This window comes from Streptomyces sp. NBC_01335 (assembly GCF_035953295.1).
GTDB lineage: Bacteria > Actinomycetota > Actinomycetes > Streptomycetales > Streptomycetaceae > Streptomyces.
This window is the reverse complement of record NZ_CP108370.1, coordinates 7,914,873-7,929,060: the sequence shown is the minus strand read 5'-3', so window position 1 is coordinate 7,929,060 and position 14,188 is coordinate 7,914,873. Positions and strand designations below refer to the sequence as shown.

General features: G+C 71.3%; 9 protein-coding genes and 1 pseudogene. 8 read left to right on the top strand and 2 right to left on the bottom strand.

Annotated features, from left to right (window positions below; translation table 11 throughout):
- Nucleotides 1-43: 43 nt before the first annotated feature.
- A pseudogene (locus OG599_RS33360) lies at nt 44-2,551 on the top strand (beta-L-arabinofuranosidase domain-containing protein); the annotation flags it as partial.
- Nucleotides 2,552-2,746 (top strand): RICIN domain-containing protein, encoded by a 195-nt coding sequence (locus tag OG599_RS33355; RefSeq protein WP_327180276.1) that lies wholly within the window; start codon nt 2,552-2,554, stop codon nt 2,744-2,746. It abuts the pseudogene before it with no gap.
- Between the two features lie 59 nt (nt 2,747-2,805).
- Here the strand turns inward: OG599_RS33355 and araD are convergent, their stop codons facing one another.
- The gene (araD, locus tag OG599_RS33350; RefSeq protein WP_327179702.1) at nt 2,806-3,525 is read right to left on the bottom strand and encodes an L-ribulose-5-phosphate 4-epimerase AraD; all 720 of its coding nucleotides are present in this window, start codon (nt 3,523-3,525) and stop codon (nt 2,806-2,808) included.
- A gap of 485 nt (nt 3,526-4,010) precedes the next feature.
- Here araD and OG599_RS33345 point away from each other — a divergent pair, with 485 nt between their 5' ends.
- The 6 genes from OG599_RS33345 to dhaL all read left to right on the top strand — a co-directional run bounded on the left by OG599_RS33345 (nt 4,011) and on the right by dhaL (nt 13,066).
- Nucleotides 4,011-5,048: a LacI family DNA-binding transcriptional regulator gene (locus OG599_RS33345; RefSeq protein WP_442809633.1), complete on the top strand. Its 1,038-nt coding sequence runs from the start codon at nt 4,011-4,013 to the stop codon at nt 5,046-5,048.
- Nucleotides 5,049-5,819: 771 nt separating this feature from the next.
- Nucleotides 5,820-9,230, top strand: a complete 3,411-nt coding sequence (locus OG599_RS33340) for a CARDB domain-containing protein (RefSeq protein WP_327179700.1) — start codon at nt 5,820-5,822, stop codon at nt 9,228-9,230.
- 159 nt (nt 9,231-9,389) lie between these two features.
- The gene (locus OG599_RS33335; RefSeq protein WP_327179699.1) at nt 9,390-10,418 is read left to right on the top strand and encodes a bile acid:sodium symporter family protein; all 1,029 of its coding nucleotides are present in this window, start codon (nt 9,390-9,392) and stop codon (nt 10,416-10,418) included.
- 100 nt (nt 10,419-10,518) lie between these two features.
- Nucleotides 10,519-11,166: an endonuclease gene (locus tag OG599_RS33330; protein ID WP_327179698.1), complete on the top strand. Its 648-nt coding sequence runs from the start codon at nt 10,519-10,521 to the stop codon at nt 11,164-11,166.
- A gap of 174 nt (nt 11,167-11,340) precedes the next feature.
- Complete coding sequence (locus tag OG599_RS33325; RefSeq protein WP_327179697.1) at nt 11,341-12,339, top strand: dihydroxyacetone kinase subunit DhaK; 999 nt, start codon at nt 11,341-11,343, stop codon at nt 12,337-12,339.
- Nucleotides 12,340-12,391: 52 nt separating this feature from the next.
- Entirely contained in the window at nt 12,392-13,066 is a 675-nt protein-coding gene (dhaL, locus tag OG599_RS33320; RefSeq protein WP_327179696.1) for a dihydroxyacetone kinase subunit DhaL, read from the top strand.
- Nucleotides 13,067-13,361: 295 nt separating this feature from the next.
- Here dhaL and OG599_RS33315 read toward each other — a convergent pair whose 3' ends face one another.
- On the bottom strand, nt 13,362-14,048 hold the full coding sequence (locus tag OG599_RS33315; protein ID WP_327179695.1) for an HAD family hydrolase: 687 nt from the start codon (nt 14,046-14,048) through the stop codon (nt 13,362-13,364).
- Nucleotides 14,049-14,188 lie beyond the last annotated feature (140 nt).

Below are 14,188 nucleotides of genomic sequence, written 5' to 3'. Positions count from 1 at the left end.
CCGTGCCGCTGCACCCACTCCCCCTCGGAAGGACGACCGCCCCATGACCGCCATGAACCGCCGGCTCTTCATCTCCGCCTCGGGAGGGGTGGCGCTCGCCGCGCTCGCCCCGGCGCTCGCCGCCTCCCCGGCAGCGGCGGCCACCGCGGCCGCCGACGCGGTCGCCCCGGTCCGCGCCGAGACCGGCGCACTCGTGCAGCCCTTCCCGCTGGGGAGCGTCCAGCTCACGGCGGGCCGCTGGCGGGAGAACATGGACCGCACGCTCGCCTACCTGCGCTTCATCGACCCCGACCGGCTGCTGTACAACTTCCGCTCCAATCACGGACTTTCGACCAAGGGTGCCGAGCAGTGCTACGGCTGGGAGGCCCCGGACTTCGAGTTCCGCACCCACAGTCAGGGGCACTTCCTCAGCGCGTGGGCACAGGCGTACGCGGTCACCAGGGAGAGCGTCTTCCTGGACCGGCTCGTGTACATGGTCGCCGAACTCGCCAAGTGCCAGGCCGCGCCGAAGGGTTACCGCGCCGGATACCTCTCCGGTTTCCCGGAGTCGGACTTCGACACCGTCGAGACGGGCGTACGCAAGGGTGTGCCCTACTACTGCGTCCACAAGACGCTGGCGGGTCTGCTGGACGTCTGGCGGCTGGCCGGGCTCACCCAGGCGCGGGACGTGCTGCTCGCCCTCGCCGGGTGGGTGGACGTACGGACGGCACGCCTGACCACCGCACAGATGCAGACCACGATGAAGATCGAGTTCGGCGGCATGAACGCGGTCCTCACCGACCTGTACCAGCAGACGGGCGACAGCCGCTGGCTGACCGTGGCGCAGCGCTTCGACCACACGGCGGTCATCGACCCGCTGGCGGCGGGCACCGACAGCCTGGACGGACTGCACGCCAACACGCAGATACCCAAGATCGTCGGGAGCGCCCGGGAGTACAAGGCGACCGGGACCACACGCTACCGGGACATCGCGGTCAACTTCTGGAACATCGTCACGACGAACCACTCCTACGCGATCGGCGGCAACAGCGTCGGTGAGTTCTTCAAGGCGCCGGGGGCCATCGGCCAGTACCTCACCGACAACACCTGCGAGAGTTGCAACACGTACAACATGCTCAAGCTCACCCGCGAGTTGTTCACCCTCGATCCCGACCGGGCGGCGTACGGCGACTATTACGAGCGGGCGCTGACCAACCAGCTCGTCGGGCAGCAGGACCCCGCCGATCCGCACGGGCACGTCTGCTACTTCACGCCGCTCAACCCCGGTGGCCGCCGCACGTACAGCAGGGACTACGACACCTTCACCTGCTGCCAGGGCACGGGCCTCGAAACCCACACCAAGCTGATGGACTCGGTGTACTTCTCCGACTCCGCGGGACTCTGGGTGAACCTCTTCGTCCCTTCGGTCCTGACCTGGGCCGAGCGCGGTGTCACGGTCACGCAGACCACCGCGTTCCCCGCGTCCGACACCACCGTGCTGAAGGTGACGGGCACCGCGGGACGGTGGTCGCTGCGGGTGCGCGTACCGGGCTGGACCTCGGGTGCCTCGGTCAGCGTCAACGGAACCGCCCAGAACCTGGCCCTGACACCGGGCAGTTACGCCACGCTCGACCGCACCTGGGCCTCCGGGGACACCGTCACCCTGCGGTTCCCGATGCGGCTCGCGCTGAACGGCACCCCCGACCGGCCGCAGGTGCAGGCGGTCTCCTACGGTCCGGTGGTGCTCAGCGGCGCGTTCGGCAGCACGGCGCTCGGCGGTGTGCTCCCCCTGCTCACCACCTCGTCGATCGCGGCGACGACGACGCCCCTGACGTTCACCGCCCGGGCGAACGGCGCCTCGGTGAGCCTCATCCCCTTCTACGACAACCACCACCAGAACGCCAGTGTCTACTGGGACGCCGACGGCAAGGCCGGTGTCTCCGGCTTCCGGCTCGTCAACGCGCGGAGCGGTCTCGTCCTGGGAATCCAGGACATGTCGACGGCCGACGGCGGCGTGGCGCTCCAGTGGGACGACAGCGGCACCGCCGACCACGACTGGCAGCTCGTCGCGGACGGCGGTGCGCTCAAGCTCCGCAACGCCAACAGCGGCAAGGTGCTGGGCGTACGGTCCATGTCCACGGCCGACGACGCGGACGTGCTGCAGTGGAGCGACTCCGGCACGGCCGACCACCTCTGGACCCCGCTCGACACGGGGGACGGCACGCACCGGCTCCGCAACACCAACAGCGGCAAGGTCCTCGGCATCAGGGCGGGTTCCACCGCCGCGGGGGCGCAGGCCGTCCAGGACAGCGACAACGGCGGCGCGGACAACGCCTGGTGGTTCGTCCCCAGCGGGTACCACCGCATCCAGAACCTGCGCAGCGGGCTGCTGCTGGGCATCGACGGCATGTCCACCGCCAACGGCGGGCTCGCGGTCCAGTGGGGCGACAGCGGCACGGACGACCACCTCTGGCTGGCCGTACGGGACACCGCCGGGCGGTTCCGGCTGCGCAACCTCCACAGCGGCAAGGTCCTGGGAGTCGAGGGAGCCTCCCAGGCGGCCGGGGCACGGGTGCTCCAGTGGGACGACAACGGGACCACCGACCACCTGTGGCAGTTGCGTTACGGCTCGGCCGGCTGCTTCCGCATCCGGAACGCCAACGGCGGCCGGGTCCTGGGGGTGCTCGACGCGTCGACCGCCCAGGGTGCGCAGCTCGTGCAGTGGGACGACAACGGCACGGACGACCACCTGTGGCGCTTCGTGTGACGGGCCGGCGCCGGGCCGGTGGCATCCACCGGACCGGCGCGGCCTCCGTCGCCCGGGGGTCAGGCGTTGCCGTAGTAGGCGTCCGGCCCGTGCTTGCGCGTGAAGTGGCGGTCCAGCAGATGCTGCGGCGGAGGTGTCGCGCCGGCTCCGCCCGGCCGGAGGGCGAGGGTGTGCAGCGCCATCCTGGCCACCGCCTCGCAGATGATCGCGTTCTCCAGCGACGCGGTCGCGGTGGCCCCCCAGGTGAACGGACCGTGGCGCGAGACGAGCGCGCCCGGCACCTCGCGGGCGCGGCGGTCGTCGCCCTCCAGCATCGAGACGATGACCTGACCGGTGTTGTACTCGTAGTCCCTGGCGCACTGTTCGGCGGTGAGGTCGGCGGTGACGGGGACGGGTCCGTTGAAGGTGTCGGCGTGGGTCGTGCCGAGTACGGGTATGGGCACGCGGGCCTGGGCGAAGGCGACGGCGTGCTCGGAGTGGGTGTGGGTCACCCCGCCGACGGACGGGAACGCCCGGTAGAGACAGCGGTGGGTCTCGGTGTCGGTGGACGGCCGCAGCCTCCCCTCCACCACGCCGCCGTCCGCGAGCGAGACCACCACGAGGTCCTTCTCGGTGAGTTCGGCATAGGAGACGCCCGAGGGCTTGATGACGAAAACCCCCGCTTCACGGTCCACCGCACTGACGTTCCCCCAGGTCAGCGTCGCCAGGCCGGCCTGCGGAATCCGCAGGTTGGCGGCCAGTACCTCACTGCGCAGTTCGCGGAGTGTGGTCTCGCTCATGACACGTTCACCGTCTCTCTGGACCGTCTCTCTGGCAAGGACAACAGCAACTGCTCCCCGGAGCCCGCCCACGGGCGTGGGGACCCGGCCCGGCACGTCGCGGGAGGCGCCACGGCATCGGAGCCCCACGGCCCGGGTCCGCCGCGGCGACCGGGGTGCCGCGGCGACCGTGTACCGCGGGCACGCGGGTACCGACCGAACGCCCGCGAAGCCCGTACGCCATGACGTCCCGCGTACTGACGCAGCTAGATTGTGAGCGCTAACATGACACGAACTCAAGCCCCACGCGGTAACTGACAAGGAACCAGGCGAAAGGGAGATGTCGCGATGTGAGCGCACACTCCCCGGGACGAGCGCTCGACGGCAGCGACCTTCGTACACCCGCACAAGGCAGGTACCTTGAGGTCGAACTACTTCCGACGCTCCGGACTCCACAGAGAGGAACGGATTTGCCCCGGCCCGCAGACGCCGCGAGGGCACCCACGATGGCGGACGTGGCACGCGTGGCAGGCGTGTCGCACCAGACCGTCTCGCGGGTCCTCAGCGACCACCCGAACGTGAGCGTGAAGACCCGAGCCCAGGTGACCGAGGCCATCGAGCGGCTCGGCTACCGCCGCAACTCGGCGGCCCGGGCGCTCGCGACCCGGCGCACCCACACACTCGGTGTCATCGCCGTCAACACGACGCTCCACGGGCCGGCGAGCACCCTCGCGGGAGTGCAGGAGGCCGCACGCGACCGGGGGTACCTCGTCTCGGCCGTCACCCTGCGGGTAGCCAGCCGGGCGGCCCTGACCGAGGCGATGGAGCACCTCAGCGCATGGGGCGTGGAGGGGATCATCGCCATCACGCCGCAGCGCGACGCGGTGCGCGCGCTCACCACGCTCCAGGCTCCGTGTCCGGTGGTGACCGTGGAGGGCGGGCACGATCTCGACCTGCCGGGAGTCTCCCTCGACCAGGAGCTCGGGGCACGCATGATCACCGAACACCTGCTCGCCTCCGGCCACTCCACCGTCTGGCACGTCGCCGGACCCCGTGACTGGCTGGAGAGCGAGGGCAGGACCGCCGGGTGGGAGGGCGCGCTCCGCGCGGCGGGGGCCGAGATCCCGACCCCCCTGCGCGGCGACTGGAGCCCGATGTCCGGGTACCGGGCCGGGCAGCAGCTCGCCGGGCGTGTCGCCTCGTCGCCGCAGGGCCCCGGGCTCACCGCGGTCTTCGTGGCCAACGACCAGATGGCCTTGGGGGTACTGCGCGCCCTGCGGGAGGCGGGTTTCCAGACCCCCGAGGACGTGGCGGTGGCCGGATTCGACGACATCCCGGAGGCGGAGTTCTTCCCTCCGCCACTCACCACGGTCCGCCAGGACTTCGCCGCGCTCGGCCGCAACAGCATCGCGCTGCTGCTGGAGCACATCGAGGGTACGGCGACGGGGACGGAGCACCTCACCGTCGCACCGGAGCTCATCGTGCGGGCCAGCACGGCACGCCGGCACGGGGCCCGGCCCACCGCGCGCGAGGGCGGCCGGTAGGCGGGCGCCCCCGCGGGCGGCCGGTAGGCGGGCGCCCCCGCGCGCGGCACCACCCCGGGGCCACCCGGGGCACGGCGGCGGACGGGTGCCGGGGCGCGGCGGGCTTACGGGTGCCGCGGCGGACGGGGCGCGGTGGCGTACGGGTGCCGCGCAAGGCGGTCCCGCCGGAGGCCGCCACCACCCGGAGAGGCTGCCCCGGACCGCCGGGGGGCCTCTTCGGTGACGACACACACGGGCGTGCGCCCACTCGGCCGCCTCTTCTGAGCCGACGCCAGGAAACGCGCGCCCCGCCGGTTCCCCCCGAGGGCGTGTCTCCACCACCGCCTGGTTCCCCCGAGGGCGCGCGCCTCCACCACCGCCGGGCCGTCTTCGCCGTGCCGCCCGCGCAACTTCCGCACCGCTCTCCGCACCCCCCTGCGCGCTGATCATGATCCGCCTGCGGCCCGCCCGCCTGCGCCGCCGAGCTGCGCGAACGCACCGGCGGCCGTCAAGCCGGTGCGAGAACCGTTGACAAAAGCAGGGCCTGCTAGAAACCTGTCACCTCGACACCGCAAAAAATCAACTAGATCTCTCAAATTACCAAGCAGGGAACGCGAGTTCGCGGCAGGCGACCTGCTCCTCGCTCCTGCCGATGTCCCGATCGACCCCCACCCGGCGTACCGGCAGCCCGCACGCGGCCGTCGCCGGGGGTCCGACGCCGCGCGTCGGACCCCCGGCGCATGCGCTCCTCGTGTCCGGCCGGCGCCGCAGGCCCACGGAACTGAGGACAGCATGAGAGGGAAGCAACGCGGATGGCGGCGGTTCGTCATCGGTGCGGTGACAGCCGCACTGATGACCGTCGGACTGCTGCCGGCCGCCACCGCCTCGGCGGCCGGACGGACCACCGACCTGGCTCTCGGCAGGCCGGCGTCGGCCGGCGGTTCGATCGGCGCCTACCCGGCGTCGAACGTCACCGACGGCAGTCAGCAGACGTACTGGGAGAGCCCCGGAACGTTCCCGCAGTGGGTCCAGGTGGATCTGGGCGCCACGTCCGGCGTCGACCAGGTGGTGCTGAAGCTGCCGAACACCTGGGAGGCGCGCACCCAGACGCTCGCCGTCCAGGGCAGCACGGACGGCACCGGCTTCAACACTCTGTCCGCCTCGGCGGCCCGGTCGTTCACGCCGGCCGCGAGCAACACCGTCACCGTCGGCTTCACCGCGGCGCAGGTGCGGTACGTACGGGTGCTGGTGACCGCGAACACCGGCTGGAACGCGGCGCAGCTCTCCCAGCTGGAGGTCTACGGGGAGGCAGCGGGCGGCACGGACCCCGGCACGCCGACGCCCACCGGCACCAACCTCGCGCTGAACAAGCCGATCGAGGCGTCCTCGTACGCGCAGACGTACCTGGGCACCAACGCCAATGACGACCGCCGCGACACCTACTGGGAGTCGAACGGCTATCCCGCCACGCTGACGGTGAAGCTCGGCTCCGACGCCGATCTCTCGGCCGTCGTCGTCAAGCTCTCGCCGGACGCGGCGTGGGGAGCCCGTACCCAGAGCCTCCAGGTGCTGGGCCGGGCGCAGTCCGCCACCGGGTTCACCTCGCTGAAGAGCCAGGCCGACTACGCCTTCTCGCCGTCCGGCAACGGAAACACGGTGACGGTCCCGGTCAGCGGGCGGTACGCCGACGTGCAACTGAAGTTCTTCTCCAACACCGGTGCTCCCGGCGCCCAGGTCGCCGAGGTCCAGGTGGTCGGCACGGCCGCACCCAACCCGGACCTGATCCTCTCCGACCTGACCTGGTCGCCCTCCTCCCCCTCCGAGAGCGACGCGGTGACCGTGAACGCCACGGTGCGCAACGCGGGTTCGGCGGCGGCCCCCGCGACGACGGTCGACGTCAGCCTGGAGGGCCAGGTCGTCGGCAGCGCCTCGGTGGGCGCGCTCGCGGCCGGCGCCTCGGCCACCGTCCCGGTGAGTGCGGGCAAGCGTCCGATGGGTACGTACTCCGTCTCAGCGGTGGTCGACCCGACCGACACCGTCGTCGAGCAGGACAACAGCAACAACAGCCGCACCGCCGCCTCGAAGCTCGTGGTCGCCCAGAGCCCCGGGCCCGACCTCCAGGTGACGGGCATCTCCTCCAGCCCGTCCAGCCCGGCGGTCGGTGCCGCCGTCACCTTCACCGTGTCGGTGAACAACCGGGGTACCACAGCGGTGAGCTCCTCGACGGTGACTCGCCTCCAGGTGGAGAGCACCACGCTGAACGGAACCACCGGGGCCGTTCCCGCCGGGGGCACGGTCACCGTGCCGATCAGCGGCACGTGGACCGCGAAGAGCGGTGGGGCCAATCTGACCGCCACCGCGGACGCGACCGGTGTCCTCACCGAGACCAACGAGAACAACAACGTCTTCTCCCGCGCCATCGTGGTGGGCCGCGGTGCCGCGGTGCCGTACACCGAGTACGAGGCGGAGCAAGGCTCCTACCAGGGCACCTTGCTCACCTCCGACCAGCAACGCACTTTCGGGCACACCAACTTCGCCACCGAGTCCTCCGGCCGGCAGTCGGTTCGGCTCAACTCCACCGGCCAGTACGTCGAGATCACCTCGACCGTGCCCACCAACTCCCTCGTGGTCCGCAACTCCATCCCCGACGCCCCCGGCGGCGGCGGTGCGGAGGCCACGATCAGCCTCTACGTCAACAACACCTTCGCCCGGAAGCTGACCCTCTCCTCCAAGCACAGCTGGCTGTACGGCGACACGGACAGCCCGGAGGGGCTGACCAACCAGCCGCAGGCCGACGCGCGCAGGCTCTTCGACGAGTCGAACGCGCTGCTCGGTCAGACCTACCCGGTCGGTACGAAGTTCCGTCTCCAGCGCGACGCGGGCGACACCGCGTCCTTCTACATCATCGACCTCGTGGACCTGGAGCAGGTGGCGGCGCCGACGGCGCAGCCCGCCGGCTGCGTCTCGATCACCGCCTACGGGGCCGTGCCCAACGACGGCATCGACGACACCGACGCCATCCAGCGGGCGGTGACGGCCGACCAGAACGGCGAGATCGGCTGTGTGTGGATTCCGGCCGGGCAGTGGCGGCAGGAGCAGAAGATCCTGACCGACGACCCGCTCAACCGCGGGCAGTACAACCAGGTGGGCATCCGGAACGTCACGATCCGCGGTGCGGGCATGTGGCACTCCCAGCTCTACTCCCTCATCCAGCCGCAGAACGCGGGCGGCATCAACCACCCGCACGAGGGGAACTTCGGCTTCGACATCGACGACAACACCACCATCTCCGACATCGCGATCTTCGGTTCCGGCACGATCCGGGGCGGTGACGGCAACGCCGAGGGCGGAGTCGGCCTCAACGGGCGCTTCGGCACCAACACCAAGATCACCAATGTCTGGCTGGAGCACTCCAACGTCGGGGTGTGGGTGGGCCGCGACTACGACAACATTCCCGAGCTCTGGGGCCCCGGAGACGGTGTCGAATTCACCGGAATGCGCATTCGCAACACATATGCGGATGGCATCAACCTCTCCAACGGAACCCGCAATTCGACGGTCTTCAACTCCTCCTTCCGGAACACCGGGGACGACTCGCTCGCCGTCTGGTCGAACAAGTACGTGAAGAACCAGTCGGTGGACATCGGCCACGACAACCACTTCCGCAACAACACGATCGCCCTGCCCTGGCGGGCCAACGGCATCGCGGTCTACGGCGGTTACGGCAACACCATCGAGAACAACATCGTCTCCGACACCATGAACTACCCCGGCATCATGCTGGCGACCGACCACGACCCGCTGCCCTTCTCCGGGCAGACCCTGATCGCCAACAACGCCCTCTACCGGACGGGCGGCGCCTTCTGGGGCGAGGCGCAGGAGTTCGGTGCCATCACCCTGTTCGCGGCCGGTCCCGACATTCCCGGTGTCACGATCAGGGACACGGACATCCAGGACTCGACCTACGACGGCATCCAGTTCAAGACGGGCGGGGGCTCCGTTCCCGGAGCGCAGATCTCGAACGTCCGGATCACCAACTCGCCCAACGGCTCGGGCATCCTCGCGCACGGAGGAGCCAGGGGCAGCGCCACCCTGACGAACGTGACGATCACCGGCTCCGCCCAGGGCGACGTGCTGATCGAACCCGGATCACAGTTCGTCATCAACGGCACCGCCAACACCGCCGCCGCGTCCGGCCGGTAGCGGCCCGGCTGCTGCGGCCGTCGGCCGGTACGCCTCGCGGGCGTACCGGCCGACGGCCCCGGACCGCAACCGGCCCCCGGGTGGACACATGATGGATGTAGTGCCCACATATCGAGACAGGTTTGCGGCAGCACACGGAAAAAGAGTCTCATCGCGGCTGTGCGAAGCGAACAGACGACACCGGATCACACGGCCACCGACGGCACGGGCACCGACAGCAAGGCGGCGCGGCGCGCCGTCACGGTCTTCCCCGTCCTCGTCCTCGTGGCGGGCGCGGCCGGCCTCCTCACCCCCGGGACCTTCGAGGGCTGGACGAAGGCGGTGCCGTACCTGCTCGGCGTCGTCATGTTCTGCATGGGGCTGACGATGACGCCCCACGACTTCAAGGGCGTGGCGAAGCGCCCCTGGGCGGTGGCCATTGGGCTGGTCGCGCACTACGTGATCATGCCGGGCCTCGGCTGGATCATCGCCCATCTGCTGGGGCTCCCGCCGCAACTGGCCGCGGGCGTCATCCTGGTGGGCTGCGCGCCCAGTGGCACCGCCTCGAACGTGGTGACCTTCCTGGCCCGCGGCGACGTGGCGCTCTCGGTCTCCGTGGCCACCGTCTCCACCGTGCTCGCCCCGCTGGTGACGCCCCCGCTGACCCTGCTGCTGGCCGGCGCGTACCTGCCCGTGGACGCCGGCTCCATGGTGACCGACATCCTCAAGACCGTGCTGCTCCCGGTGATCGGCGGGCTGGTGGTACGGCTCGTCGCCGGCAAGCTCGTCGACCGGGTGCTGGGCGCGATGCCCTGGCTCTCCTCGCTGGCCGTCGCCGCGATCGTCTGCGCGGTGGTCTCGGGCAGCGCGGGCGCGATCAAGTCGGCGGCCGCCACCGTGCTGATCGCCGTCGTCCTGCACAACGGACTCGGCCTGGCGCTGGGTTACGGCGCGGGCAAGCTCACCCGTCTCGGCCCGCCCGCCAGCCGTGCCATGGCCTTCGAGGTCGGCATGCAGAACTCCGGTCTCGCCGCGTCCCTGGCGACCGCCCATTTCAGCCCGCTGGCCGCGCTCCCGGCGGCCGTCTTCTCCGTGTGGCACAACATCTCCGGCGCCCTGGTGGCGGCCTGGATGTCGCACCGCTCCCGGCGGAGCGAGCAGGCCCTCGCCTCGCCGGCCGCCGCAGGGGCGGCGAGCACCGCGTCCTGAGGCCGGTCCCGCTCGGACGCACGCGGGGGCACGGAGTTCCGGCTGCCGGAACTCCGTGCCCCCGCGTGCGTTCCCGTACGGAGGGGAGGACGGTGGGCGCATGGGCGATCGCAGGACCATGGGCCTCCTCCTCGACACGTACGGGCGGACGTACGCCGAGGAGGCGGGCATCCGTCTGCGGGACACCCCTCAGCCCCTTTACCAGCTCCTGGTCCTGAGCCTGCTGCTCAGCGCGCGCATCCGGGCCTCCGTCGCGGTGGCGGCGGCGAGGGCGCTGTTCGCGGACGGCATGCGCACCCCCCGTCGGATGGCGGACGCCACCTGGCAGCAGCGCGTCGACGCGCTGGGCGAGGGTGGCTACCGGCGGTACGACGAGCGGACCGCGACGCAGCTCGGTGACGGAGCGCTGCTGCTCCTCGACGACTACGCCGGTGACCTGCGGAAACTCCGCCGGGAGGCGGACGGCGACACGGCGGTGCTGTGGGCCGGACTGCGGCGCCTGCCCGGGCTGGGGCCGACCGGGGCCGACATCTTCGTACGCGAGGTGCAGGCCGTCTGGCCGCAGACCCGTCCGTACGTCGACGCCAAGGCGTTGCAGGGCGCGGAGCGCCTGGGCCTGCCCGCCTCCGCCGACGCCCTGCTGCGCCTCGCCCGCGGCACCTCACCGGCGGTACTCGCCGCGGCGCTGGTGCGCGCGGCCCTGGACAAGCACGCCGCCCAGTCGATCGGGCTGTCCGCCGGGGCGTGATCCGGCGCAGGGCGCACAGGAGTGATCGATCGTGCTGCTGTGCGCCGTCACGTAATGGGCTGAGTTCGTCTCTGCGAGTTGCCACATCGGGCACCTCCCTTCAGCATGAAGTGACCTGTCTGGAGGGTCGTCTCACCCGGCCGCACAAGGCCCCGGGACGAAAGGGCGCCACGTATGGCCGCGTACTTCGAGAACAGCACCGACGACCTGGTTCCGAACGCGCTGGCCGGCTTCGCCCGGGCCCATGCGGATCTCGTCGTCCACGACGTGGAGAACGGCTACCTCGCCGCTCGCCACACCGCACCGTCCCGGCGTGTGGGACTGCTCTCCGGCGGTGGGTCGGGGCACGAGCCGATGCACGCCGGGTTCGTGGGAGCGGGGATGCTGGACGCCGCCTGCCCCGGGCGGGTGTTCGCGTCGCCCCACAACCGGCAGGTGTACCAGGCCTCGCTGGCGGTCGCCCGCGAGCAGGGCGTCCTGCACATCGTGAAGAACTACACCGGCGACCGGATCAACTTCGGTATCGCCGCCGAGCGCCTCGCCCACCGGGACGTCCCCTGCGCACGCGTCCTCGTCGACGACGACCTCGCGTCCGACTCCGAGGACATCGCCGCCGGGCGTCGGGGCACCGGCGGCACGGTCCTGGTGGAGAAGATCCTCGGCGGCGCCGCCGACACGGGCCTCGGCCTGGACGAACTGGCCGCGCTCGGTGCGGCGCTGGCCGGCCGCTGCCGGACGCTGTCCGTCGCGTCCACCGCGCACACCGCGCCCACCACCGGCCGTCCGGCGTTCGAACTGGCCGCCGGAGAGCTGGAGTACGGCGTAGGCATCCACGGCGAGCGCGCCGACCGCACCCGGAAGGAGGGCCCCGTCTCCGCGCTGGTGGAGGAGATGACCGACACCCTGCTGGCCGCGATCCGCCCGGGCCCGGAGGAACCGGTCGTGGCACTGGTCAACGGCCTGGGCGCGGTCACTCCGCTGGAGCTGTACGGCATCTTCGGCGAGCTGGGCCGGGTGCTGGACGACCGGGGCGTCCGTCTCGCCCGCCATCTCGTCGGCGACTACGTCACGGCCCTGGACATGCGGGGGTTCTCCCTCACTCTGCTGGTGGCCGATTCCCGGACGCTGGGCTACTACGACGCACCGGTACACACCGCGGCACTGCGCTGGTGAGCGGTGACCGGGCGATCGGTGACCGGGACGCGTGGATCTGGAGGAGAACGCCATGGCTACAGCTTTCGACAGCACGTTCACGAACGGCTGGATGGACCGGTTCGCGGCTTCGGCCCATGCCACCGAGACCGAGCTGACCACACTCGACCAGCAGGTCGGCGACGGCGACTTCGGCGTGAACCTCAGCGCCGGGGTACGGGCCGCGCAGCGCCTGCGGAGCGAGGGCGGCAACGCCGGGGCGGGCGATCCCTCGGCTCCCCTGGGGAGCACGGCCAGCGCCTTCCTGGACGAGATCGGAGGCACCAGCGGTCCGCTGTTCGGGCTGCTGTTCCAGGCGCTCAGCGCGGCCGTCGCGGCGGAGGGCCCCGCCCTCACCACGACCGGTCTCGCCGCGGGGACGGAGAACGGTCTCGCCGCGATACGCCGGGTGGGTGACGCGAAGCCCGGTGACAAGACGCTGGTGGACGCGCTGACGCCGGCCGCCGAAGCGCTGCGGGGCGCCGCGGACGGCACCCCGCCGGACCACGCGCTCGCCCTCGCGGCCGATGCCGCCTGGCAGGGCGTGCGGGACACGGCCGCGCTCCGGGCGCGGATGGGCCGCGCCAGTTACGTCGGCGAACGCGCGTCCGGCATACCCGATCCGGGAGCCGTGGGCGTCGCCCTGCTCTTCGCCTCGGCGGCCGACACCATACGCTCGCTGGGACCCCATCTGCGCATCACCGGGTGAGGGGAAGCGGACGACATCCGGCAGAGCGCGTCGGGACGGATGGGCGGCGAACGGCAGTAAAGCGTCGCCGTTGCCCGGCACGAGCTGCCGGCAGGACGTCCCGCCTCGCGACCCAGGACCGTATGCGTCTTCCAGCGTTCGCGGGCCTTGAGGCCGTCGGGTGCCGCCCCGTTCCGCGGGGCGGCACCCGCACGGTGGACCCGGTGCCGGGCCGCCGGTCCGTCCGCCGAACCGTCGGTCCGTCCGTCGGTCCGTCGGTCCGTCCGTCGGTTCGCCGGTCCGTCCGGGGAGTGTGTCAGTCCTCCCCAGCGATGCGTGTCTGCGCCCAGGCCACCAGGTCCGGATCGGCGAGGTTCGCGACCCAGGAGTCGGCGTGCTCCGCACCCGGCCCGTCGGGGAACGGTCCGGTACCGAGGACGCGGAGGCCCGCCTTCCGGGCGGAGACGATGCCGGTGACGGAGTCCTCCACGGCGAGCGCCTCCTGCGGGGGGACCCCGCAGAGTCCGGCGGCGACCGTGTAGACGTCCGGATACGGTTTGGGCCGTACGCCGTCGCCGGCGACGACCACATGGTCGAAGTGGTCGAGCAGGCCGGCCCGTTCGAGGCTCGACTCCACCATGTCCAGAGGGCAGTTGCTCGCCACCGCCAGCGGCAGGTGCCGGGCGGCCAGCCGTACGAGCGCCGTCGCTCCCGGCATGGTGACCGGGTCGTCGGCGACCAGTGCCGTGAAGTGTCTGAGCAGGCTGTCGGTCATGTCGTCGACGAAGTCGGGTTTCCCGCACTCCTCGGCCATGAGGGCGCCGCACTCGGTGTAGTGAACGCCCTTGGCCCGTTCGGCGAAACCGGCCGGGGGACGGAGGCCGAACTCGCTGAAGACCCGCTGACGGGCGTCCTGCCAGTGGCTTTCGGTGTCCATGAGGGTTCCGTCGCAATCGAAGACGATGGCCGACGGGGACCAGGAGAAAATGCGATGAGCTGTCATTTCTCTGCCGTTCTCGGAGAGCGCGCCGACCCCGCCCGGTCGGCGGGTGCAGTGACGTAAAGCTGCGGGAAAGGCGCACTCGACTGCTGAGATCGCCATGCGAAACGATCTCGGTGAACACACGCGAAGACGAATGAGGT

What these genes read in the sequence shown, in the direction of transcription:
- araD (WP_327179702.1), bottom strand. Translation starts at nt 3,525, where the DNA reads ATGAGCGAGACCACACTCCGCGAACTGCGCAGTGAGGTACTGGCCGCC.
- OG599_RS33345 (WP_442809633.1), top strand. Translation starts at nt 4,011, where the DNA reads ATGGCGGACGTGGCACGCGTGGCAGGCGTGTCGCACCAGACCGTCTCG.
- OG599_RS33340 (WP_327179700.1), top strand. Translation starts at nt 5,820, where the DNA reads ATGAGAGGGAAGCAACGCGGATGGCGGCGGTTCGTCATCGGTGCGGTG.
- OG599_RS33330 (WP_327179698.1), top strand. Translation starts at nt 10,519, where the DNA reads ATGGGCGATCGCAGGACCATGGGCCTCCTCCTCGACACGTACGGGCGG.
- OG599_RS33325 (WP_327179697.1), top strand. Translation starts at nt 11,341, where the DNA reads ATGGCCGCGTACTTCGAGAACAGCACCGACGACCTGGTTCCGAACGCG.
- dhaL (WP_327179696.1), top strand. Translation starts at nt 12,392, where the DNA reads ATGGCTACAGCTTTCGACAGCACGTTCACGAACGGCTGGATGGACCGG.
- OG599_RS33315 (WP_327179695.1), bottom strand. Translation starts at nt 14,048, where the DNA reads ATGACAGCTCATCGCATTTTCTCCTGGTCCCCGTCGGCCATCGTCTTC.